Annotated in this window: 23 protein-coding genes; 6 read left to right on the forward strand and 17 right to left on the reverse strand. The window is 72.0% G+C overall.

Annotated elements, in window-relative coordinates; all coding sequences use genetic code 11:
* Positions 1–117: 117 nt before the first annotated feature.
* From ABZT12_RS33000 to ABZT12_RS33050, 11 genes are all read right to left on the reverse strand, one after another.
* On the reverse strand, positions 118–729 hold the full coding sequence (locus ABZT12_RS33000) for a hypothetical protein (protein ID WP_356391419.1): 612 nt from the start codon (positions 727–729) through the stop codon (positions 118–120).
* Positions 730–764: 35 nt separating this feature from the next.
* Positions 765–1,337, reverse strand: a complete 573-nt coding sequence (locus ABZT12_RS33005; RefSeq protein WP_356391421.1) for a GNAT family protein — start codon at positions 1,335–1,337, stop codon at positions 765–767.
* Positions 1,338–1,592: 255 nt separating this feature from the next.
* Complete coding sequence (gene gatB, locus ABZT12_RS33010) at positions 1,593–3,107, reverse strand: Asp-tRNA(Asn)/Glu-tRNA(Gln) amidotransferase subunit GatB (RefSeq protein WP_356391423.1); 1,515 nt, start codon at positions 3,105–3,107, stop codon at positions 1,593–1,595.
* Between the two features lie 14 nt (positions 3,108–3,121).
* Positions 3,122–3,364: a hypothetical protein gene (locus ABZT12_RS33015; RefSeq protein ID WP_356391425.1), complete on the reverse strand. Its 243-nt coding sequence runs from the start codon at positions 3,362–3,364 to the stop codon at positions 3,122–3,124.
* Positions 3,361–4,869 (reverse strand): Asp-tRNA(Asn)/Glu-tRNA(Gln) amidotransferase subunit GatA, encoded by a 1,509-nt coding sequence (gatA, locus tag ABZT12_RS33020; protein ID WP_356391427.1) that lies wholly within the window; start codon positions 4,867–4,869, stop codon positions 3,361–3,363. Before gatA ends, ABZT12_RS33015 begins: the two co-directional genes overlap by 4 nt.
* A 6-nt stretch (positions 4,870–4,875) precedes the next feature.
* On the reverse strand, positions 4,876–5,172 hold the full coding sequence (gene gatC, locus ABZT12_RS33025; protein WP_007384860.1) for an Asp-tRNA(Asn)/Glu-tRNA(Gln) amidotransferase subunit GatC: 297 nt from the start codon (positions 5,170–5,172) through the stop codon (positions 4,876–4,878).
* A gap of 227 nt (positions 5,173–5,399) precedes the next feature.
* Positions 5,400–7,679 (reverse strand): bifunctional diguanylate cyclase/phosphodiesterase, encoded by a 2,280-nt coding sequence (locus ABZT12_RS33030; RefSeq protein WP_356391429.1) that lies wholly within the window; start codon positions 7,677–7,679, stop codon positions 5,400–5,402.
* 317 nt (positions 7,680–7,996) lie between these two features.
* Complete coding sequence (ligA, locus tag ABZT12_RS33035) at positions 7,997–10,219, reverse strand: NAD-dependent DNA ligase LigA (RefSeq protein WP_356391431.1); 2,223 nt, start codon at positions 10,217–10,219, stop codon at positions 7,997–7,999.
* A gap of 15 nt (positions 10,220–10,234) precedes the next feature.
* Positions 10,235–11,242, reverse strand: a complete 1,008-nt coding sequence (locus ABZT12_RS33040; RefSeq protein WP_356391433.1) for a methionine synthase — start codon at positions 11,240–11,242, stop codon at positions 10,235–10,237.
* Positions 11,243–11,535: 293 nt separating this feature from the next.
* Positions 11,536–12,234: an SDR family oxidoreductase gene (locus ABZT12_RS33045; RefSeq protein ID WP_356391435.1), complete on the reverse strand. Its 699-nt coding sequence runs from the start codon at positions 12,232–12,234 to the stop codon at positions 11,536–11,538.
* A gap of 7 nt (positions 12,235–12,241) precedes the next feature.
* Positions 12,242–12,781: a TIGR00730 family Rossman fold protein gene (locus ABZT12_RS33050; RefSeq protein ID WP_356391437.1), complete on the reverse strand. Its 540-nt coding sequence runs from the start codon at positions 12,779–12,781 to the stop codon at positions 12,242–12,244.
* A 50-nt stretch (positions 12,782–12,831) separates the two neighbouring features.
* Here ABZT12_RS33050 and ABZT12_RS33055 point away from each other — a divergent pair, with 50 nt between their 5' ends.
* Both ABZT12_RS33055 and ABZT12_RS33060 read left to right on the forward strand, forming a co-directional pair.
* Positions 12,832–13,155 (forward strand): DUF427 domain-containing protein, encoded by a 324-nt coding sequence (locus tag ABZT12_RS33055; protein ID WP_356391439.1) that lies wholly within the window; start codon positions 12,832–12,834, stop codon positions 13,153–13,155.
* A 37-nt stretch (positions 13,156–13,192) separates the two neighbouring features.
* Positions 13,193–13,975: an alpha/beta hydrolase gene (locus ABZT12_RS33060; protein ID WP_356391442.1), complete on the forward strand. Its 783-nt coding sequence runs from the start codon at positions 13,193–13,195 to the stop codon at positions 13,973–13,975.
* Between the two features lie 429 nt (positions 13,976–14,404).
* On the opposite strand, the gene ABZT12_RS33065 is transcribed toward ABZT12_RS33060, so the two are convergent.
* A complete protein-coding gene (locus ABZT12_RS33065) occupies positions 14,405–14,953 on the reverse strand; it encodes an ATP-binding protein (protein ID WP_356391444.1) in 549 nt (182 codons plus the stop codon).
* A gap of 657 nt (positions 14,954–15,610) precedes the next feature.
* On the opposite strand from ABZT12_RS33065, the gene ABZT12_RS33070 reads away from it, so the two are divergent.
* The gene (locus ABZT12_RS33070) at positions 15,611–15,757 is read left to right on the forward strand and encodes a hypothetical protein (RefSeq protein ID WP_356391446.1); all 147 of its coding nucleotides are present in this window, start codon (positions 15,611–15,613) and stop codon (positions 15,755–15,757) included.
* Positions 15,758–15,821: 64 nt separating this feature from the next.
* On the opposite strand, the gene mnmA is transcribed toward ABZT12_RS33070, so the two are convergent.
* Positions 15,822–16,952 carry a tRNA 2-thiouridine(34) synthase MnmA gene (mnmA, locus tag ABZT12_RS33075; protein WP_356391448.1) on the reverse strand — a complete coding sequence of 377 codons (1,131 nt, stop codon included), beginning with the start codon at positions 16,950–16,952 and terminating at the stop codon, positions 15,822–15,824.
* An 80-nt stretch (positions 16,953–17,032) separates the two neighbouring features.
* On the opposite strand from mnmA, the gene ABZT12_RS33080 reads away from it, so the two are divergent.
* Together ABZT12_RS33080 and ABZT12_RS33085 are read left to right on the forward strand one after the other, a co-directional pair.
* Complete coding sequence (locus ABZT12_RS33080; RefSeq protein WP_356391450.1) at positions 17,033–17,692, forward strand: N-acetylmuramoyl-L-alanine amidase; 660 nt, start codon at positions 17,033–17,035, stop codon at positions 17,690–17,692.
* Between the two features lie 213 nt (positions 17,693–17,905).
* The gene (locus ABZT12_RS33085) at positions 17,906–19,495 is read left to right on the forward strand and encodes a multicopper oxidase domain-containing protein (RefSeq protein ID WP_356391451.1); all 1,590 of its coding nucleotides are present in this window, start codon (positions 17,906–17,908) and stop codon (positions 19,493–19,495) included.
* A gap of 66 nt (positions 19,496–19,561) precedes the next feature.
* On the opposite strand, the gene ABZT12_RS33090 is transcribed toward ABZT12_RS33085, so the two are convergent.
* The 3 genes from ABZT12_RS33090 to ABZT12_RS33100 all read right to left on the reverse strand — a co-directional run bounded on the left by ABZT12_RS33090 (position 19,562) and on the right by ABZT12_RS33100 (position 21,341).
* On the reverse strand, positions 19,562–20,731 hold the full coding sequence (locus ABZT12_RS33090) for a cysteine desulfurase family protein (RefSeq protein ID WP_356391452.1): 1,170 nt from the start codon (positions 20,729–20,731) through the stop codon (positions 19,562–19,564).
* Positions 20,732–20,815: 84 nt separating this feature from the next.
* The gene (locus ABZT12_RS33095) at positions 20,816–21,130 is read right to left on the reverse strand and encodes a DUF4190 domain-containing protein (protein WP_356391454.1); all 315 of its coding nucleotides are present in this window, start codon (positions 21,128–21,130) and stop codon (positions 20,816–20,818) included.
* Between the two features lie 43 nt (positions 21,131–21,173).
* Entirely contained in the window at positions 21,174–21,341 is a 168-nt protein-coding gene (locus ABZT12_RS33100) for a hypothetical protein (RefSeq protein WP_356391456.1), read from the reverse strand.
* Positions 21,342–21,502: 161 nt separating this feature from the next.
* Between ABZT12_RS33100 and ABZT12_RS33105 the strand changes: the two genes are divergently transcribed.
* A complete protein-coding gene (locus tag ABZT12_RS33105) occupies positions 21,503–22,174 on the forward strand; it encodes a TetR family transcriptional regulator (protein ID WP_356391458.1) in 672 nt (223 codons plus the stop codon).
* 127 nt (positions 22,175–22,301) lie between these two features.
* Here the strand turns inward: ABZT12_RS33105 and ABZT12_RS33110 are convergent, their stop codons facing one another.
* The gene (locus ABZT12_RS33110) at positions 22,302–22,661 is read right to left on the reverse strand and encodes a hypothetical protein (protein WP_356391460.1); all 360 of its coding nucleotides are present in this window, start codon (positions 22,659–22,661) and stop codon (positions 22,302–22,304) included.
* Positions 22,662–22,671: the final 10 nt, after the last annotated feature.

The raw sequence follows: 22,671 nt of genomic DNA on the forward strand, positions 1-22,671 counted from the left end.
TGGTACGCCCTTTCATGGGAGGCGATCCCCGCGGCACGTAGACTATTCGTATTTCCGTAAGCATGCTTACGGAGCGGCCCGGGACCCCTGAGGACCTGCGGCGGTACGTCCCTGTCGTCAGCTCGCCGACGGGAGGCTGAGCAGGATGTCGGTGTACTTGAGGACCGCCAGCAGCAGGCCGAGGACACCGAGCGAGACACCGGCCCAGGCGACCGACTTGATCCAGGTGGCCTGCGGCCTGCCGGGGGTGCCGAAGGCGGGCCGGACCAGGACCACCACGCCGACGATCGCGGCGACCAGCGCGAAGAGGCCGGCCCAGAGCGCGGTGGTGTGCCACGCGTCGCCGTAGACCTCCTTGATCTGGGTGGTGACGCTCGCGCTGGACGAGGTCCGGAGCTGGCCGACGAGCGTCTCGCGGGCGGCGGCGACGGTGCCGATCCAGCCACCGGAGAGCGAGACGAAGCCGAGCGCCGCGGAGACCACGGCGGCGGCGCCCTGGCCGACACCGGGGTTGCCCTCCTGGGCGCGCGCCGCCTCGGCGGCGTACGCCGCGAGCTCCTCGTCGGTGACGTCGTCCTCCTCGACGGTCCCGGCGGTCCCGTCCTCGGGGCGCTCGCCGGCTTCCTTCGCGGTCACTTCCTGGTCGGTCTTGGCGACGTCGACGGTCTCCGCGTCGCTCTTCACCTCGGTGGCCTCGTTCGCGGCCTCGTCAACAGTCTTGGTACCCATGCGTCGCACCGTACGGATGCTGTCTGAGAGGTTCCTTAATGATCGCTGTGCGCGTGACGCGCGCGTGCCTCGCGCCACTCCGGGGCCAGCACCGACCACACTTCCAAGTCGTGCCGTACGCCACCGTAGGGGTGGGCCTCGCGGTGCACTCCGTCCCTGGTCATACCGAGTCGGCGGGCCACGTTCAGGCTCGGTACGTTGCCCGCGGCGGCGACCCACTCGACGCGGTGGATACCGCGCCGCTCGATCGCGAAGTCGATGAGGACCCGCATCGCCCGGGTGATCAGCCCGCGTCCGGTGCCGGCGGGTTCCAGCCAGCAGCCGACCTCGCAATTGCCTTGGTCCGCATGGAAGTTGAGGAAGAGGACTCCGCCCACGAGCGTCCCGTCCAGCCAGATGCCGTGCAGGGACGCGCTGTCGGCGGCGCGCAGGTCGGCGTACCGCTGGAGCATGGCCCGCGCGGAGTCGACGTCCGTCTCCTTGGCTCCGAAGGCGATGAACTGTCCGATGAACTCCCGCCCCCGGTCCAGATGGGCCAGGAACTCCTCCGCGTGCCACGGCTCCAGCGGACGTAGCTCCGCACCGTCGCCCAGGGAAATCGCGTACATCCGGCTCCCGCCCCTTCGCCAGTACGTCCGCCACCTCGGCGTCCGTCGCGGCGGCCAGCCTCTCACGGGCGGCGCGGCACCGGTGGGTTCGGTGCCGTCGTAGGTCGCGAGGACGTGGGGAGGGGGCGGCGGCGGGGCAGGCACCGTGTCCGGGCACACGTCCGGGCACGCGTCCGCTCACACGTCCGGGCACGGCTCCGGGGGGACGCATCGGCTTCCGATGCGTCCCCCCGGGGATCAGGCCGTGCCGCTGGGTCAGCCCTCGCTGACGCCCAGCTGCTCCAGGACGAGTTCCTTGACGCGGGCCGCGTCGGCCTGGCCCCGGGTGGCCTTCATGACGGCACCGACCAGGGCGCCGGCCGCGGCCACCTTGCCGCCGCGGATCTTCTCGGCGATGCCCGGGTTGCCGGCGATCGCCTCGCTGACCGCGGCGGTCAGCGCGCCCTCGTCGGAGACGACCTTCAGACCGCGCTTCTCGACGACCTCGTCCGGGGTGCCCTCGCCGGCCAGCACGGCCTCGATGACCTGGCGGGCCAGCTTGTCGTTGAGTTCGCCGGCGCTCACCAGCGCGGCGACCCGGGCGACCTGCTCCGGCGTGATGGCCAGCTCGTCGAGCGCCTTGCCCGACTCGTTGGCGCTGCGGGCGAGTTCGCCCATCCACCACTTGCGGGCGGACGCCGCGTCGGCGCCGGCCTCGATCGTGGCGACGATCGGGTCGATGGCGCCGGCGTTGAGGATCGACTGCATGTCGAAGGCGCTGACGCCCCACTCCTCGCGCAGCCGGTTGCGGCGGGCCAGCGGCTGCTCGGGCAGCCCGGCACGCAGCTCCTCGACCCAGGCGCGGGACGGCGCGACGGGGACGAGGTCGGGCTCGGGGAAGTACCGGTAGTCCTCGGCCTCCTCCTTCACCCGGCCCGAGGTCGTGGACCCGGTGTCCTCGTGGAAGTGGCGGGTCTCCTGGATGATCGTGCCGCCGGAGTCCAGCACCGCGGCGTGGCGCTGGATCTCGAAGCGGGCGGCACGCTCCACGGAACGCAGCGAGTTGACGTTCTTGGTCTCGCTCCGCGTACCGAACTTCTCCCGGCCGTGCGGGCGCAGCGACAGGTTCACGTCGCAGCGCATCTGGCCCTGCTCCATCCGGGCGTCGGAGACACCGAGCGCCCGGATCAGCTCGCGCAGCTCGGCGACGTAGGCCTTGGCGACCTCGGGGGCGCGCGCGCCGGCGCCCTCGATCGGCTTGGTGACGATCTCGATCAGCGGGATGCCGGCGCGGTTGTAGTCGAGGAGCGAGTGCGAGGCGCCGTGGATACGGCCCGTCGCGCCGCCGACGTGCGTCGACTTGCCGGTGTCCTCCTCCATGTGGGCGCGCTCGATCTGCACCCGGAAGGTCTCGCCGTCCTCCAGCTCGACGTCGAGGTAGCCGTTGAAAGCGATCGGCTCGTCGTACTGGGAGGTCTGGAAGTTCTTCGGCATGTCCGGATAGAAGTAGTTCTTCCGGGCGAAGCGGCACCACTCGGCGATCTCGCAGTTCAGCGCGAGACCGATCTTGATCGCCGACTCGACGCCGATCGCGTTGACGACCGGGAGCGCGCCGGGCATGCCGAGGCAGATCGGGCAGGTCTGGGAGTTGGGCTCGGCGCCCAGCTCGGTCGAACAGCCGCAGAACATCTTGGTCCTGGTGCCGAGTTCGACATGGACCTCAAGGCCCATGACGGGGTCGTACGACGCCAGCGCGTCCTCGTACGACACCAGGTCGGTCGTGGTGGTCACGGTGAACTTCCCTCTCAGCCCAGCAGGACGTCGTCGTCGCCCAGCCGCTTCAGCTCGCGGTACAGGATGGCGAGGCCGGTGACGATGGAGACGGCGGACACGGCCGCGTCGATCAGCCGCAGGGTGTCCTGCTCGGTGCGGGCCTTCTTGATCGACTTCGCGACGCCGAGGGCGCCGAACACGGTGGTGGCCATGGACAGGTAAGTGCCGGACCGGGACTTCTTGAAGCCCTTGGCCTTCGACAGCGTGTTGCTCACAGCGACGGAGCCTCCTCAAGCAGCGGGTGCCCCCACTTTTCCACGAAGGCGGCCTCGACGGCGGCGCCGACCTTGTAGAGCCGGTCGTCCTTCAGCGCGGGGGCGATGATCTGCAGCCCGACCGGCAGGTTGTCCTCCGGCGCGAGACCGCAGGGCAGCGACATGGCCGCGTTGCCCGCCAGGTTGGTCGGGATGGTGCACAGGTCCGCCAGGTACATCGCCATCGGGTCGTCGGCGCGCTCGCCGATCGGGAAGGCGGTGGTGGGCGTGGTCGGCGAGACGATCACGTCGACCTGCTCGAAGGCCTTCTCGAAGTCGCGGGTGATGAGCGTACGGACCTTCTGGGCGCTGCCGTAGTACGCGTCGTAGTAGCCGCTGGAGAGGGCGTAGGTGCCGAGCATGATGCGGCGCTTGACCTCGGGGCCGAAGCCCGCCTCACGGGTGAGGGAGGTGACCTCCTCGGCGGAGTGCGTACCGTCGTCGCCGGTGCGCCGGCCGTACCGCAGGCCGTCGAAGCGGGCGAGGTTGGAGGAGCACTCGGACGGCGCGATCAGGTAGTACGCCGACAGGGCGAGGTCGAAGGACGGGCAGTCCAGCTCGACGATCTCCGCGCCCAGCTCCTTCAGGAGGGCGACGGACTCGTCGAAGCGCTGGATGACGCCGGCCTGGTAGCCCTCGCCGCGGAACTGCTTGACGACGCCGACGCGCATGCCCTCGACACTGCCGTTGCGGGCCGCCTCGACGACCGGCGGGACCGGGGCGTCGATCGAGGTGGAGTCCAGCGGGTCGTGCCCGGCGATGACCTCGTGCAGGAGCGCCGCGTCCAGGACCGTACGGGCGCAGGGACCGCCCTGGTCGAGGGAGGAGGAGAAGGCGACCATGCCGTACCGGGATACCGCGCCGTACGTCGGCTTGACGCCGACCGTGCCGGTGACGGCGGCCGGCTGGCGGATGGAGCCGCCGGTGTCGGTGCCGATGGCGAGCGGCGACTGGTACGAGGCCAGGGCCGCGGAGGAGCCGCCGCCGGAGCCGCCGGGGATGCGGGTGAGGTCCCACGGGTTGCCGGTCGGGCCGTAGGCGCTGTTCTCGGTCGAGGACCCCATGGCGAACTCGTCCATGTTGGTCTTGCCGAGGATGACGACGTCGGCGGCCTTCAGCCGCTTGGTGAGCGTCGCGTCGTACGGCGGGATCCAGCCTTCGAGGATCTTGGAGCCGACCGTGGTCGGGATGCCCTCGGTGGTGAAGATGTCCTTGAGCGCGAGCGGGACGCCGGCCAACGGGCCGAGCTTCTCGCCGCGCGCCCGCTTCTCGTCGACGGCGCGGGCCTGCGCGAGGGCGCCCTCGCGGTCGACGTGCAGGAAGGCGTGCACCTTCTCGTCGACGGCCTCGATACGGGCCAGGTGGGCCTCGGTGACCTCGACAGCGGTGAGTTCGCCGGCGGCGATCTTCCCGGCGATCTCGGACGCGGTGAGCTTGATGCAGTAGTCGTGCTTGTTGGCCGTCATGGTGTTCTAGTCCTCCCCCAGGATCTGCGGCACCTTGAAACGCTGCTGCTCCTGGGCCGGGGCGCCGGAGAGCGCCTGCTCGGGGGTGAGCGAGGGACGGACCTCGTCCGCGCGCATGACGTTCGTCAGCGGGAGCGGGTGGGAGGTCGGCGGTACGTCTTGGTCGGCGACCTCGCTGACGCGGGCGACCGCGCCGATGATGTCGTCCAGCTGTCCCGCGAAGTGTTCGAGCTCTTCGGGCTTCAGCTCCAGACGCGCCAGCCGGGCGAGGTGGGCGACCTCCTCGCGCGTGATGCCAGGCATGCGGCGTTCCTCTGGGGTGAGTGCGTGTGGTGTGGGGCCAATCCTATGGGGCGCGGCGCCCCGGCCGTTAAACGGTTTCCCCGGGAGCCGTTCCCCGGGCGCGCGGGTCCCTGCACGACGGGCGGGGACGGGCCGCGTGGGGTGGGGTCCGGCGCGGCTCCGGGGCGGGTGCGGTGGGGGCGGACCGGCCGCCTCGGGGGCCGGTTTCGCGTGCCTGCGGAACCGTTCTAGCCGATTCGGCCCGGGTCTTCGGCCGTGGCCGCCGGGAGCGCGGCCCTGGGGCGCTGCCAGCCGCGCGACCCGCGCGCCCGCAGCCACGCCGTCGTCTCGTCCGCGGGCATCGCCGCCGCGACCAGCCACCCCTGTACGGCGTCGCAGCCGAGGTCGCGCAGTCGCTCCCACGTCTCGTCGTCCTCCACGCCCTCGGCGACGACGAGCAGTCCGAGCGAGTGGGCGAGGTCGACCGTGCAGCGCACGATCTCCGCGTCCTCGTTGTCGATGGCCAGCCGGGCCACGAAGGAACGGTCGATCTTCAGCTCGCTGACGGGCAGTCGCCGCAGGTGCACCAGCGAGGAGTAGCCGGTGCCGAAGTCGTCCAGGGACATCTTCACGCCGTGTCCGGTGAGCCCGGCGAGGGTGTCGGCGGCCCGTTGCGGGTCCTCCAGGAGGACGTGTTCCGTGATCTCCAGCTGGAGCGAGGCCGCCGGAACCCCGTGCCGGGCGAGCCGCGCGGCCACCGAACCCGCGAAGCCTGGCGTGTGCACATCGCGCGGCGACACGTTGACCGCCACCGGTACGTACAGCCCCTGCGCCCGCCACCTGGCGACCTGGCCGAGCGCCGTGTCCAGCACGTACTCGGTGAGGTGCGGCATGAGCCCGGACGACTCGGCGATCGCTATGAACTCGTCCGGCGGCACCCTCCCCCGCTCGGGGTGCACCCACCGCACGAGCGCCTCCAGTCCGGCGACCTGCCCGTCGAAGCGGACCTTGGGCTGGTAGTGCAACTGCACCTCGTGCGCGTCGAGCGCCCGGCGCAGATCACCCAGGAGCCCCAGCCGGTCGGGGGTGTTGGAGTCCCGCTTGGACTCGTAGACCTCTACGCCCGTACGGTCCCGCTTCGCCTGGTACATCGCCACGTCCGCCCGGCGCAGCAGCCCCTCGGCGTCGAGCGCGTGGTCGGGGAAGACGGCGACGCCGGCGCTGGCCTCCAGGACGAGCGTCAGGCCGTCGAGGTCGAGCGGGGAGCTGAGCGCGGTCACGATGCCGCGGGCGACCCGGTTCGCGGACGTGATGGAGTCGGCGACCGGCAGTAACACGGCGAACTCGTCGCCGCCGAGCCGCGCCGCCTCCGCCCCGCGCGGCAGCGTCACCCGCAGCCGGTCCGCTATCTGGAGCAGCAGCCGGTCCCCCGCGAGGTGGCCCAGGGTGTCGTTGACCGAACGGAACCGGTCCAGGTCGATCAGCATCAGGGCGGACCGGGCGCCGATGCGTTCGGCGTCGTCGAGGGCGGTCCAGATGCGCTCCAGCAGCCACTGCCGGTTCGGCAGTCCGGTCAGCGGATCGCGCAGCTGTTCCTCGGCCCGGGCTCTTGCCATCCACAGGGTGGAGTCGAGCGCGACGAGAGGGATCGAGAAGAGCGGCAGCAGCACCGGCCGGGCGACGGCGACCACGCAGATCAGCGGGGCGATACCGAGCAGCGCGACGGCGACCAGGCCCTGTCTGACCAGGGCGGTGCGGGCGACGGTGGGCAGTCCGTCGTGGTGCGGGGCGTGCACGAACCAGAGCAGGACACGGGTGACGGCGAGATACGCGACGGCGACGAGCACCACCTCCAGGGCGGTGCAGGCGGTCCAGGTGGCGGGGGACCAGGGGTGCTCGACGGTCGGCACCCGGCCGAAGGCGTAGAGCAGCAGCGCGCCGGTGCCGATGCCGAGGATGTCGACCGCGCCGTGCAGCACGCCCTGCCGCCAGCGGTTGCGCCGGGCGGCGCCGACCAGGACGACGACGGTGAGGCTGACCATCCCGGCGGGCACCCACCCGAAGAGCAGCAGTACGGCGAGGGTGAGGGCGGCGCCCGAGCCGGTGCCGCCCCACCAGCGGGCGCGGCCGAGCGCGACCAGGTGGCCGACGATGACGCCGGTCAGCACGGCCAGCGACCAGCCGACCGTGCCGGCCGGGAAGAGCGCGTGGTGGCCGGTGAAGGCGCGGCAGAAGCCGGCGCCGAGGACGACGGTGGCCGCCGCGACGACCGTGGTGGGCAGTGCGGGCCAGGAGAGCCGACGCCGTGGTGCGGCGCCCGTTCCGCCCGGGGAGTGCTCGGCGGTGAGGTGGGCGGAGCGCGCGTCCGGTGCGCCGAACTGTCCGGCGATCCGCCCCTCCGTGCCCGGGGGCCGCGAATTCGGCCCCGGTCTCGGCCCCGAACTCGGCGCCACCGTACGGCTCCCGCGCACGGCGTCGGCCAGCCGGCGCAGCCGTGAGTCCGGGGCGGCGCTCTCGGTCGGTTCCATTCCCGTCCCTCTCACAGCCGGCGGTGTCCACGCCACACGGCCCGATGCCCGACATCCGTCAACGGGGCCGTGTGGGGAAACCCCTCCCCCGACCCTCCAGAAGCAGGGGGATGCGCCAACCGCAGCCGGGCACGGCAGGCGCACACGTCAACAGTAGGCCGCGGAAGGCTTCCAGGGGCAGCGGTCGCCGACGGTTGCCCGAATGCGCCCCAGCCACCCGTATGCATCTGGTATGCGCCGATCGGGTGACCTTCAACCACCGCCCCCGCTGCTCCTCGGTACTCCCGGTATCCCCGGCTGCTCCCCGCTGCGCCTCACTACTCCTCAGCCTCGACCTCAGCCTCGGCCTCGGCCTCGGCCGGCAGCGCGACTTCGGCGGCGGCTTCCGGTCCCCGCTCCAGCAGGACGGTGAAGCCGTCCTCGTTCAGCACGGGCACCTTGACCTGCATCGCCTTGTCGTACTTCGAACCGGGGTTGTCGCCCACCACGACGAACGAGGTCTTCTTGGAGACCGAACCGGTCACCTTCGCCCCCCGGCTCTGGAGCGCCTCGGTGGCGCCGTCGCGGGTGAAGTGTTCCAGGGTGCCGGTGACCACCACGGTCAGCCCTTCGAGCGGGCGCGGGCCCTCGTCGGCCTCGGACCGCTCGTCCTCCATCCGGACGCCGGCCGCCCGCCACTTGCGCAGGATCTCCTGATGCCAGTCCTCGGCGAACCACTCCTTGAGGGAGGCGGCGATGATCGGACCGACCCCGTCCGTGGTCGCCAGTTCCTCCTCACCGGCCTGCTCGATACGCTCGATCGAGCGGAACTCGCGGGCCAGCGCCTCGGCGGCGACCGGGCCGACGTGACGGATCGACAGGCCGGTGAGGATCCGGGCGAGCGGGCGCTCCCTGGCCGCCGCGATGGTCTCCAGCATGGCGAGCGCGTTCTTCTTCGGCTCGCCCTGCTGGTTGGCGAAGACGGTGACGATCTTCTCCTCGCCGGTCTTCGGGTCGCGCTTGGGCAGCCCGCTGTCCTGGTCGAGGACGTACGCCTTGATGGGCAGCAGCCGCTCGATGGTGAGGTCGAACAGGTCGCCCTCGTCCGCGAGCGGCGGCTCGGCCGGCTCCAGCGGTTTGGTGAGGGCCGCCGCCGAGACGTAGCCGAAGTGGTCGATGTCGAGTGCCTTGCGGCCGCCGAGGTAGAAGAGCCGCTCGCGCAACTGGGCAGGGCAGGCACGGGCGTTGGGGCAGCGCAGGTCGATGTCGCCCTCTTTCATCGGCCTGAGCGGTGTGCCGCACTCGGGGCACTCGGCCGGCATCACGAACTCCCGCTCGCTGCCGTCGCGCAGGTCGGCGACCGGCCCGAGGATCTCCGGGATGACGTCACCGGCCTTGCGCAGCACCACCGTGTCGCCGATGAGGACGCCCTTGGCCTTGACGACCTCCTGGTTGTGCAGGGTGGCGAACTCGACCTCGGAGCCGGCCACGGTGACCGGCTCGACCTGGGCGTACGGGGTGACCCGGCCCGTACGGCCCACGCCCACACGGATGTTGAGGAGCTTGGTGTTGACCTCCTCCGGCGCGTACTTGTACGCGATCGCCCAGCGCGGCGCGCGGGAGGTGGAGCCGAGGCGGCCCTGGAGCGGGATCTCGTCGAGCTTGACGACCACGCCGTCGATCTCGTGCGCCACGGAGTGCCGGTTCTCGCCGTAGTACGCGATGAACTCCCGTACGCCGTCGAGGTCTTCGACCACCCTGTTGTGCGGGGAGGTGGGCAGACCCCAGCTGCTCAGCAGGTCGTACGCCTGGGAGAGGCGGCCGAGGCCGTCGAAGCCCTCCAGGGTGCCGATGCCGTGGACGACCATGTGGAGCGGGCGGGCGGCGGTGACCCGGGGGTCCTTCTGGCGCAGGGAACCGGCCGCCGCGTTACGGGGGTTGGCGAAGGGCTTGTCGCCGGCCTCGACCAGGCGGGCGTTGAGCTCCTCGAACTTCTCCATCGGGAAGAAGACCTCGCCGCGGATCTCCACCAGGTCGGGGACCCGGTCACCGGTCAGCCGGTCGGGGATCTCGGCGATCGTGCGGACGTTGGGCGTGATGTCCTCACCGGTGCGGCCGTCGCCGCGGGTCGCGCCGCGCACGAGACGGCCGTGCTCGTAGGTCAGGTTGACGGCGAGGCCGTCGACCTTGAGTTCGCACAGGAAGTGGTGGCCGGAGGCGCCGACGTCCTTGTGGACGCGCTCGGCCCAGGCCGCGAGCTCCAGGTCGTCGAAGGCGTTGTCCAGGGAGAGCATCCGGGAGGGGTGGCGGACGGAGGTGAACTCCGTCTCGTACGCCCCCGCGACCTTCTGCGTCGGCGAGTCCGGCGTCCGCAGCTCCGGGTACTCCTCCTCCAGCGCCTCCAGGGCGCGCAGGAGCTTGTCGAACTCGGCGTCGCTGACGACCGGGGCGTCGTTCACGTAGTACCGGAAGCGGTGCTCCTCGATCCGCTCAGCGAGCTGCGCGTGCTTCTCCCGTGCCTCGGTGGGCACCGTCGTCTCCGCTTCCTTGTCGCCGGCCACCGTATGGTCCTCCCGTTACTCAGGGTTGTCCGCGAGGGATCTCGCCGCCCGGACGCAGTGGGCGAGCGCCTGGCGCGCGTACTCCGGGGAGGCTCCCGCGAGTCCGCACGTCGGGGTGAGGGTGACGGCCTCCGTGAGAAGCCCCGGTTGCAGCCCCAGCCTGCGCCACAGCGTCCTGACCCCCATGACGCTACCGGCAGGGTCTGACAATGGGGTGTCCGTGCCCGGGACGACACCGGCGAAGAGCCGGGTGCCCGCCTCCACCGCCTCGCCGATCACGTCGTCGTCACGCTCGGTGAGGAGGGAGAAGTCGAAGGAGACCCCGGCCGCGCCCGCCCGCCGCAGCAGGGCGAAGGGGACGTCCGGCGCGCAGGAGTGGACGACGACCGGGTCCTCGCCGTGCACCGCGACGATGTCGCGGAGGGTGCCCTCGACGAGCTGGCGGTCGACGGCCCGGTAGGTCCGGTAGCCGCTGGCGGACCTGACCCGGCCTTGCAGCACGGCGGTGAGGGACGGTTCGTCGAGCTGGAGCACGAGGCGGGCGCCGGGTACGCGGCGGCGCAGCTCGCCGAGATGGTTGCGCAGCCCTTCGGCGAGCGAACCGGCGAGGTCGCGGGTGGCGCCGGGGTCGGCGAGGGCGGCCTCGCCGTTCCTCGTCTCCAGGCTCGCGGCGAGCGTCCAGGGGCCGACGGCCTGCACCTTCAGCGGGCCCTCGTAGCCCTGGGTGCGCTCCTCCAGCGCGTCGAGGTCCTGGCGCAGCCACCCCCACGCCCGCTTGGTGTCCCGGCCGGGCCGGTCGCCGATCCGCCAGCCGCTGGGCTCCACGCGCGCGTAGACGTCGACGAGCAGCCCCGCGGTCCGTCCGGTCATGTCGGCGCCGGGGCCGCGCGCGGGCAGCTCGGGCAGGAAGGGGAACTCCTCCACGGCGCCGGTCGCGGTTTTGACGGCCTCAAGGGCGTCATCGCCCGGCAGGGAGCCGACGCCGGTGGCCGGGCCGAACCTGAACTGGCTGTTTTCGCTCACACCGGAATCGTATGCGCGCGACCGGCCGCCCTGTCACGGCCCATGGCCTCGGGCGGCCCGCAGCGCCCTGACCGCCGGTCGGATGTCGTCCGGCTCCGACCAGGCACTCGGCCGGCACGGTCGTCGGGATCGCCAACTCGTCCCCTGGCGCGCGCCGTTCACCGACTTCGGCACAGGATGCCGGGTGCCGGGTGCGCGGTGCCGGGTGCCGGGCGTCGGGCGGGTCGAGCGTCGGAGTCGGCGCCGTCCGGCTGAGGACAGGAGCGCCTACGAGCCTTCGCCGGCGGCCGCGCTCAGCGCCCCGGCCGTACCGTCAGGTCGTTGACCTCGGCGTCGCGGGGCAGGTCGAGCGCCATCAGGATCGCCGTGGCGACCGACTCCGGGTCGATCCACCGCTCGGGGTCGTACTCCTTGCCCTCCTGCTGGTGGACCTTGGCCTGCATGGGGCTGGCCGTGCGGCCGGGGTAGACCGAGGTGACGCGGACGCCGTTGCCGTGCTCCTCGTGGCGGAGCGAGTCGGCCAGCGCCTTCAGGCCGTGCTTGGAGGCGGCGTACGCGGCCCAGTCGGCGTGGGCGGCCAGACCCGCGCCGGAGTTGACGAACACCACATGGCCGCGGGCGGTGCGGAGTTGGGGCAGGAAGTGGCGGGTCAGTTCGGCGGGGGCGACGAGGTTGACGTCGAGCTGGTGGCGCCAGGACTTGGGGGTGAGTTCGCCGACCGGGCCCAGGTCGACCACTCCGGCGATGTGCAGGAGGGCGTCCAACCGGTCGGGGAGCGACTGGTGGGAGAAGGCCCAGCTGAGCCGCTCCGGCTCCGCGAGGTCGCCGACCAGGGTCCGCGCGCCCGGGTAGGCGGCGGCCAGTTCCTTGGCGCGGCCCGCGTCGCGCGCGTGGAGCACGAGTTCGTCCCCGCGTGCGTGCAGCCGGCGGGTGACGGCGGCGCCGATGCCCGAGCCCGCCCCGGTGATCACATGTGTAGCCATGTCCGCCATGCTCGCATCACTCGATGCCGACGCTCTCCTCCAGGTAGGCCAGCGCGCCCACCGGCTCCTCGGCGAAGAAGACCAGGTCCGTGAGCGGGACGGGCAGGAATCCCTCGTCCTCCATGCGCCGGAACTGCTCCTTGAGGCCGTCGTAGAAGCCCTCCGTGTTGAGCAGCACCACGGGCATGGCGGTGTGGCCGTGCTTCTTCAGCTCAAGGATCTCCGTCGCCTCGTCCAGCGTCCCGGTCCCGCCCACCATGATCACTACGGCGTCGGCCTTCGCGAGGAGCAGCCTCTTGCGCTCGGCGAGGCTCTCCGTGACGACCATCTCGTCGGCGCCCTCGCGCGCGGTGGCCGCCAGGAAGTCCACGGTGACGCCGAGCAGCCGCCCGCCGGTCTCGTGCACCCCGTCGGCGACGACCTTCATCAGGCCGACGTCGGAGCCGCCCCACACCAGGGTGTGACCGCCGGCGCCGACGAGTTCCGCGAACTCCCTCGCGGGCCGTGTGTAGCGCTCGTCGAGGTCGGCGGCGGAGAGGAAGACGCAGATGTTCATGCGATCACCGTACGCGGGAAGAACCGGGGCCCCGCGGGTGCTCTTCCGGTATGGCTGATGGACACACGATCACGATCGAACAGGGCGACCGGCGGGTCCGGGTCGTCCACGGCGACCAGGTGCTGGCCGAGAGCGACCGGCCCCTCGTCCTCAGGGAGACCGGCTCTCCGGTCCGTTACTACCTCCCCGCCGAGGACGTACGACTGGATCTGCTGACCCCCTCCGACACCCACACGTACTGCCCGTTCAAGGGCACCGCGTCCTACTGGTCCCTGCCGGACGCGGCCGACCTGGTCTGGGCGTACCCCGACCCCAAGCCGGACGTGGCCCGGATCAAGGACCACCTCTGCTTCTACGAAGTCGAGGTGGTGTGACCGATTAACTCCGTGCCCCGCGGGAGTCACCCCTGGCATGGACAACAAGACCATCTCCCGCGACGGCACTCCGATCGCGTACGAAGTCGTCGGACACGGTCCGGCGGTCATCCTGGTGAGCGGCGCGATGTCGACGGGGGCCTCCACGGTGCCCGTCGCCTCGCTCCTCGCGAACCGTTTCACGGTCGTCGCCTACGACCGCCGGGGCCGCGGCGCGAGCGGCGACACCGCTCCCTACGCGGTCGCCCGCGAGGTCGAGGACCTCGCGGCGCTGGTCGAGGCGGTGGGGGGCGAGGCGTCGCTGTGGGGCATGTCCTCGGGCGGCGCACTCGTCCTGGAGGCGGCGGCGAGCGGTCTGCCGGTCCGTCAAGTGGCCGTCTACGAGGCTCCGTTCGCCGATTTCCGGGGCGGCAGCGGCGAGGAGCGCGCCGCGTACACCCGGCAGCTGAACCAGGTGCTGGCGGAGGGCCGGCCCGGTGACGCGGTCGCCCTCTTCCTCGCCCTCACCGGCATGCCCGAGGAGGCGATCGCGGGCATGCGGCGCTCCCCCGGGTGGCCCGGCATGGAGGCCGTCGCCCCGAGCCTCGCCCACGACGACGCCGTACTGGGCGACGGCCTGGTGCCCCGGGAGCGGGTGGCCGCGATCGGCGTGCCGGTGCTGGCGGTCGCCGGGGGCGCGAGCGAGGCGTGGATCAAGGACGCCACCAGGGTGGTGGCCGAGACGGCGCCCCGGGGCACGTACCGCACGCTGGACGGGCAGACCCACCGGGTGGACCCGGAGGTGCTGGCACCGGTGCTGGCGGAGTTCTTCGGAGGCTGACTTACGGCTCCACGCCACAGCCCGCGCCAACCGCTCCCTCAGATCGTCGAAGTCGGTGAGGACCGCGCTCGTGGCACGCCGAGAAGCGGCACCATGACCGACCGTCCTCAGGTGGGTCGGTTCGCGGACGAGGACGAGGACGAGACCGACCAGAACTGGGAGCAACTGCCGGCAGCATCGGTTTCGTTGGCCGGGGCGGCCGGATGATGCGGTGGTTGTACGGGGTGAACGTGGTCACTCGGCGACGGAGAGGCCAGGGCCGTCGGGAGCGTCGGTTCCGTCGGCCGGCGCGGCCGCGGTGCTTGAACGGGGTGAACGTCGTCACTCGGCGACAGAGGGGCCGGGGCGTCGGGGCGGGCACAGCGCCCGGGGCCGGTGGGCCCGACGGGGCCGTCGGGGTCGTCCGCTGCCCGCGGTGCGGTTCGTCGCCTACGGCACGCAACCGCCCCAACGGTCGGCGACCTTGCCGAGGATCAACAGGCCGCGCCCGCCGTCGGCGTAGGCCCCCAGTGAGACGGTCGGGGCCCCGAGCGGGCCGGGCAGCGCGGGCAGATCGGGCAGATCGGGGCTCATGTCCCGGACACTGACGCGCAGTACGGGGTGCAGCCACTGGAGCGTCACGGAGGCGGGGCCCTTGGTGTGCCGTACGGAGTTCGTCGCCAGCTCGGACGTCAACAGCTCGGCACGGTCGGCGAGTTCGGCCAGTCCGTGGGCGGTGAGCACGGCTCGACGGGTGACGCGGGCGATGCCGGGACCTCGCGGGTCGCAGGGGAAGCGGAGTTCGTAGTGCCAGGGGGCGGTGAAGGGGAAGGGTGGGGGGTGCGCGAGGCCGGTGAGGGGATCGAGGGCGGGGAGGAGGTAGGGGATCGCGTGCAGCGGGGGCGAGTTCGGGCCCTTGATGGTGGGGCTCGGGGGCGCGGGGGCGGTCGTGGTCCGGCGTTGGCTCCGGTTCTGGTTGCGGTCGCCATCTGTACTCACGTTGCACCTCCTGGGGTGCGTGGTCGTGGCCTTCCACTGGACGTGCGCCAAGGGCTGTTCGCCGCCTGTTGCCGGTGGCTCTACCGCCGCCGCGCCTGCCGTCCCTGGCGGGCAGGGCGTGCGGTGCGCTTCCGGTTCCGGCTCGGAAGCGAGTGGCGCGGGCAGCTCGAACACTTGCTGGAGCAGAACGAGCGTGAGGCTGGGCCGGACCGGGGGGTGAGGCGCGGAAGCGTGACACCTGGCGCTGAAGTGTCACACTTCCGCAAGGAGGCTCCCCCCTGGAGGGCGCCGGCACGGGACCGCGCCGCTCAGGTTGCGAGAACGCAGGAAAGCTCCGGGTCAACGAGCGTGTCAGGCCGCCGAGTCGCTCTTGACCAACTCCGCGCTGCTTCACCAAGTTCGCGCTGGTTCCCGAGCTCCCGCCGTCACCTCTCCGCCAACCCCCCAAGCGGAGCTCAGGCGATCGCCAGGTATGTGGCCAGGCACCGCTTCTGATCCCCAGCACGGCACGTCGCCCAACCGCACCTCGGGAACCACCCGACGCACACCGTCCATAACCGAACTCCTCCAGCAACCCCGCCACCCCGCCTTCCGCGATACCGCCGGCGCGGGAACGCGGGCCGCGCTCGCCTCCGGGCCCTCCGGCGGGAAGCCGTGGTGAGCGGGGGCGTCCTCCCCTACCGCGAACAGCGACGTCGTGTCGACGTCGTACGCGGCGAACTGGTCCTGCGGTGCGGCGACTTCGGTGACGGGGACGCCGCCCTACAGATGCGCGCGGTCGTCGTTCCGCTCGCAGCGCGGTGAACTGCCCACTCGGCGGCGGATGGTGAGGTTCGCATCGGAGACGTCCGGAGCCGGCCCCTGACGATCAGACAGCCGCCGTCGCCGCGCGCACGGTCGTCGCGATCGTCGCCGACCCCACCACGCGCGTGCCGTCGTAGAGGACGATCGCCTGGCCGGGGGCGACGCCCCGCACCGGTTCGGTGAAGGAGACCTCCAGGGTGCCGTCGGTCAGTTCGGCGGTCACCTCGGTCTCGCCGCCGTGGGCGCGGAGCTGGGCGGTGTAGGTGCCGGGGCCGGACGGGACGGTGCCGCACCAGCGGGGGCGTACGGCGGTCAGGGCGCTGACGTCGAGGGAGGCCGCCGGGCCGACCGTCACCGTGTTGTCCACCGGAGAGATGTCCAGGACGTAGCGCGGCTTGCCGTCGGCGGCCGGGGTGCCGATGCGCAGGCCCTTGCGCTGGCCGATGGTGAAGCCGTACGCGCCCTCGTGCGTGCCCACGACCGAGCCGGACTCGTCGACGATGGCGCCCTCCGCGCGGCCCAGACGGTTCGCGAGGAAACCCTGGGTGTCGCCGTCGGCGATGAAGCAGATGTCGTGCGAGTCGGGCTTCTTGGCGACCGCCAGTCCCCTGCGCTCGGCCTCCGCGCGGATCTCGTCCTTCGTGGTCACCGTGTCGCCCAGCGGGAACAGGGCGTGCGCGAGCTGCCGCTCGTCCAGCACACCGAGGACGTACGACTGGTCCTTGGCCATGTCGGAGGCCCGGTGCAGCTCGCGCGTGCCGTCCTCGCCCACGACCACCTGGGCGTAGTGGCCGGTGCAGACCGCGTCGAAGCCGAGGGCCAGCGCCTTGTCGAGCAGCGCGGCGAACTTGATCTTCTCGTTGCAGCGCAGACACGGGTTCGGGGTGCGGCCCGCCTCGTACTCGGCGACGAAGTCGTCGACGACGTCCTCGCGGAAGCGGTCGGCGAGGTCCCAGACGTAGAAGGGGATGCCGATGACGTCGGCGGCCCGGCGGGCGTCGCGCGAGTCCTCGATGGTGCAACAGCCCCGCGCGCCCGTACGGAACGACTGCGGGTTCGCGGAGAGCGCGAGGTGGACGCCGGTCACGTCGTGGCCGGCTTCCGCGGCGCGGGCGGCGGCGACGGCGGAGTCGACCCCGCCGGACATGGCGGCGAGTACGCGAAGGGGACGGGGGCGCTGCGAGGTCTCAGTCATAACCCCTCCAGGGTACGGGTCGGCGGGAACCGGCACCCGCGCGTATCCGTTGAAGATCGCAGGGGACACCTGGGGGTCGTATGGGGGAGATGACGGGCGACGCGGACCGGCGGCTCGGCCGGCGGGCGCTGCTGGTGGGCGGGGCGGTGGCCGCCGTCGGCACGGCGGCGCTGGCCCGCGGCGAGCTGACGCGGCTGTGGTGGCGGCTGCCGGGAGTGGAGCGGGCACGGGTGACGGGCGCGGTGGACTTCCGGGGCGCCCACTGGGCGGCGGCGTCCCCGGCGAACTACCGGCACGCCGACCGGCCCGACGACTACGCGATAGACCGGGTGGTCGTCCATGTCACCCAGGGCAGTCTCGACAGCGCGGTCAATGCCTTCCAGGACCCGGGACACCAGGCCGCCGCGCACTACATCGTGGGCAGGGACGGACGGATCACTCAGCTGGTCCGCGAGCTGGACGTGGCGTTCCACGCGGGCAACCGCGCGTACAACGAACGCAGCGTCGGCGTCGAACACGAGGGCTTCGTGGACCGGGCCTCCTCGTTCACGGACGCGATGTACGCCGCCTCGGCACGGCTCACGGCCGGGATATGCCGGCGCCACGGCATCGGCGTCGACCGGGAGCACATCATCGGGCATGTGGAGGTGCCGGGCACCGATCACACGGACCCGGGGCCGTTCTGGGACTGGGACCGGTACATACGGCTGGTAAGAGGGGCATCACACACCGCAGCGTGAGCCACGTCACATCGTCGCGCGGCTGTGAATAACTCGCGGGACGGGCATGTCCGTTGCGTCCCCCGCTCCGGACGTGACCAGGAGCACCTCAACTCGGCGCCACCGCAACGGAGTTGGGGCGGGTTGAAGCTCCTGCGGCATTCACAGCCAACGCGGCTTCCTCCTATGCCGGGCCCAGTCCGCACACAGGCCCCGGGTCGAGCATCCCGGGCCATGACGCACTCCACTGACCCCGCCTCCGAAGCGGGCAGAGAAACCGACACCGGCGACAGCGGCCACCGCAAGGCCAGGGCGGCGAAGGGCGAGCACACCACCAGCGCCCCGGCCAAGACCGAGCACACCAAGGGCAGGGGACTGCACCGGCGCAGGTTCCTCGGCGGCATGGCCGGAGCCGGCGTCGCGGCCGTGGCCGGCGCGGGAGCCACCTTCTCGCTGCTGAGCGGCGGCGCACCGGACAAGGCGTCCGCCGCCGACGCCACCCTCACCATCCCCGACCTGCTGGAGGGCACCACCTCCGGCTCCACCACCACCTTCACCCTGGAGGCGAGGACCGGCACCGCCGAGGTACTGAGCGGCGTCACCAGCGACACCATGGGCTACAACCAGTCGTTCCTCGGCCCCACCCTGAAGTGGACCGACGGCGACACCGTCCTCCTCAACATCACCAACAGCCTGGGCGCCGACACCACCGTCCACTTCCACGGCGCCCACGTCCCGGCCAAGATGGACGGCGGCCCCCAGGTCGCCTTCTCCGACGGCACCACCTGGGCCCCCACCTTCACGGTCAAGGACGACGCGAAGACCCTCTGGTACCACCCGCACGCGCTGGGCACCACGGCCGAGCAGGCGGTACACGGACTCGCCGGCATGATCATCGTCGAGGACGCGTCGGACACCTCGGCCGCCCTGCCCAGTGACTACGGCGTGGACGACGTCCCGCTGATCTTCCAGTGCCTGGCCACCGACAGCGCCGGCGACATCAAGTACGACCTGGCCGGCTACCTCACCAACGGCCTGAGCTACCCGCTCCTGCTCAACGGCACGAACGTCGACTCCACCACCCTCGGCTTCACCGCCACCAAGACCCGCACCCGCTTCCGGGCGCTGAACGCCTCGCCGTCCGACATCATCACCATCCAGCGCAGCGACGGCGGCACCCTCACCCAGATCGCCTCCGACCAGGGGTACCTGGCCACGGCGGCGGAGGTGGACTCCATCCGGCTGGTGGCCGGCGCGCGCGCCGAGTTCGTGCTGGACCTGACCGCCGACGCCACCCTCCAGGCGGTCATCACCACCGGCTGGGTACGCGGCGGCAGCGGTACGTACGACGTCCTGACGGTCACCGCGAACGGCACCGACACCCCCGACGACCTGCCGAGCACCCTCAACACCATCGACCGGTACGACACCTCCGACTTCACCGCCCGCACCATCACGCTCGGCCAGAGCGGCACGAAAATGCTGATCAACGGCTCCGCCGGCACCAGCATGTCCTCGATGGCCATGATCAGCACCACGCTGGGCGCCAAGGAGATCTGGACGATCAAGAACAGCACCCAGCTGGAACACTCCTTCCACCTGCACGACGTGCCGTACCAGCTGATATCGATCAACGGCGCCGCCCCGACCGGGGTCCAACTGGGCTGGTACGACACCTACGAGGTGGTCGGCGGCGGCTCGATCCAGGTCGCCATGGAGTTCACCGACTTCGCCGACGACACGTACATGTACATGCTCCACTGCCATCTGCTGCAACACGAGGACGAGGGCATGATGGCCGCCCTCATGGTCACGGACAGCTAGGGTCGTGGCCGGGGCGGGGGCCCACCTGAACGGCGCCCGCCCCTACGGCAGTTGGGACGGAGGCGGTTAAACCAGGCCGGCCGCGCGGGCCCGCTCCACCGCCGGTCCGATCGCCTTGGCCACCGCGTCGACGTCGGCCCGGGTGGAGGTGTGGCCCAGCGAGAAGCGCAGGGTCCCGCGCGCGAGGTCGGGGGCGGTGCCGGTGGCCAGCAGGACATGGCTCGGCTGGGCGACGCCCGCGGTGCAGGCGGAGCCGGTGGAGCACTCGATGCCCTGGGCGTCCAGCAGGAGGAGCAGGGAGTCGCCCTCGCAGCCCGGGAAGGTGAAGTGGGCGTTGGCCGGGAGACGGCCCGCGGGCGAGGGGTCGCCGCCGAGGATCGCGTCCGGCACCGCCGTACGGACCGCTTCGACCAGGACGTCACGGAGCGCGCCGATCTCGCGGCCGAACCACTCGCGCCGCTCGACGGCGAGCCGGCCGGCGACGGCGAAGGAGGCGACGGCCGGGACGTCGAGGGTGCCGGAGCGGACATGGCGCTCCTGACCGCCGCCGTGCAGGACGGGCACGGGGGTGTACTCACGGCCGAGGAGCAGGGCACCGATGCCGTACGGGCCGCCGACCTTGTGACCGGAGACCGTCATCGCGGCGAGTCCGGAGGCGCCGAAGTCGACGGGCACCTGACCGAACGCCTGCACCGCGTCGGCGTGCAGCGGGACATCGAACTCCCCTGCTACGTCAGCGAGTTCGCGCACCGGCAGGATCGTACCGATCTCGTTGTTGGCCCACATGACGGTGGCCAGGGCCACATCGTCGGGGTTGCGGGCGATCGCCTCGCGCAGCGCCTCGGGGTGGACCCGGCCGTGGGCGTCGACCGGAAGGTACTCGACGGTGGCGCCCTCGTGTTCGCCGAGCCAGTGCACGGCGTCCAGCACCGCGTGGTGCTCGACGGGACTGGCGAGGACACGGGTACGGGCCGGGTCGGCGTCGCGCCGGGACCAGTACAGGCCCTTCACGGCGAGATTGTCGGCCTCGGTGCCGCCGGAGGTGAGGACCACCTCGCTGGGGCGGGCGCCGAGCGCCTCGCCGAGGGTTTCCCGGGCCTCTTCGACCGTACGGCGGGCCCGGCGGCCGGAAGCGTGGAGGGAGGAGGCGTTGCCCGTGATGCTCAGCTGGGCCGTCATCGCCTCGACTGCCTCGGGAAGCATCGGGGTGGTCGCGGCGTGGTCGAGGTATGCCATGGTGCCGCCGATTCTACGGGCCCCGGTGAGCGGCCCGGGGTGGCGGGCGGTCCCGTCGCCGCACCCGCGGGCTCCCGCGAACCGCTAGAAGCTCCAGGAGACCGTGCTGTCCGCCTGCATGAAGGCGACCAGGACCAGCAGGTCGGCGATGCCCAGGCCGAGACCGAGGCAGGCACGGCCGCGGCGCGCGGTGCCGCGCCACAGGGCCACACCCGCGAGGACGATGGCGATCGGGCCGAGGAAGACGTTGAGGACCAGCAGGCCGACGAGCCCCAGGATGAAGGAGGCGACGGCCATGCCGTCGGCGTCACGACGGCCCGTGGCGGGGGCGACGGCGTTGGTGCCGGTGGTGCTGGTGGCGGCGGTGGTCGTGCTGGAGGCCGGTGCGGTGAGTCGCATGGTGGATCAGCTCCCGACGGAACGGATGGGGTGGACGGGGTGGTCAGCCGGCGGACGGACGACCGCGGCGGCCGTGGCGCTCGCGGAGCGCGAAGACGCCCAGCCAGACGGCGATGACGACGGCTGCCACGGCGGTGAAGGCGAACGGCGCGTGGGCCACGGCGCCCATCACGACACCGAACAGCAGCAGCGCGACGACGAGGAACAGCATGGGATGGATCTCCCTCCGAGAGTCCGGGATTCCGAGAGGTCGGGGACGAGTCCCGTCCCGCTCGGTTCGGTGAACGGCTGTAGTAACAGTTGTTCACTGACTCTTGAGTCTAACCCTCCGACGGCTTTCCATTTCCGGAGAACAGTTGTTAACTGGATGACATGAGTCACACTCTCGGCCTCCGGCAGGCGCAGAAGCAGAAGACCCGACAGGCGCTGCTGGACGCCGCGTTGGGGCTGCTGGAGGAGCAGAGCCTGAGCAGCCTGGGCCTGCGCGAGGTCACCCGGGCCGTGGGCGTCGCTCCGACCGCCTTCTACCGGCACTTCCGCTCGACGGCCGACCTCGGCGTGGCGCTGGTGGAGGAGGCGCTGGGCAGTCTGCACGCGATGATCCGCAGCACGGTCTCCACGGCGGAGGACAGCGACGAACGCATCAGGCGGGCCATCGAGTTGATCGCCGGTCATGTGGACGCCCACCCCGCCCACGTCCGTTTCGTCGCCCGCGAACGGCACGGCGGGGTGCAGCCGGTACGGGAGGCCATACGGGACCAACTCGCCCGGTTCGCCGAGGAGGTGAGGGACGAACTCGCCAAGGATCCCGAGTCGCGGGGGTGGCACGACGAGGACCTGCTGATGCTCGCCCACCTCTACGTCGACCAGATGCTCAGCACCGCCTCCCTCTTCCTGGAGACCCAGGAGACCCGCGAGACCCAGGCGGCCCACAAGGCCCAGGAGGGCAGCGGACGGCCGGACGAGGAGCGACGGCGCGTGACGCAGATGGCGGAGCGTCGGCTGAGGCTGGTCGCCCTCGGCCGCCGGCACTGGCTCGACTGACGGACACCGGCTCCGCTCGTACGACAGGGGCGGCGCGCCCGTGTCCCGGACGCGCCGCCCCTGTCGTACGCCGCCGCACGGGACCGGGATCACCCCTGCCCCCGTCGTCCGCCGTACGGGACCGGGGTCAGCCCTGCTGCGGCGCGCCGCTCATCCCGCCGCCGGGGCCGCCGCAGCCCCCGCCCTGCCCTCCGCCGAATCCGCCCTGGCCGCCGCCGGGGCCGCCGGAGGCGTTGCCGGTCGGCATGCCCGAGGGCCGGCCGGTCGGCATGCCCGAGGCCGCGGCGCCGGTGGGTGCGCCGCTCGGGGCGCCGGAGGGACGGCCGGAGGCGTTGCCGGTCGGCATGCCGGAGGGCCGTTGGCAGGACTGCGAGCCGGAGGTGCCGCCGCCGGAGGAGGACGACGAGTCGCCCGATCCGCAGGCCGCCAGGGCGAGGGGCGAGAGGACCAGCAGGGCCACCGCGGGGACGAGACGCACACGCTTCATGAGAGACAGC

Source organism: Streptomyces sp. NPDC005423, assembly GCF_040606415.1.
In the GTDB taxonomy this organism is placed as follows: domain Bacteria; phylum Actinomycetota; class Actinomycetes; order Streptomycetales; family Streptomycetaceae; genus Streptomyces.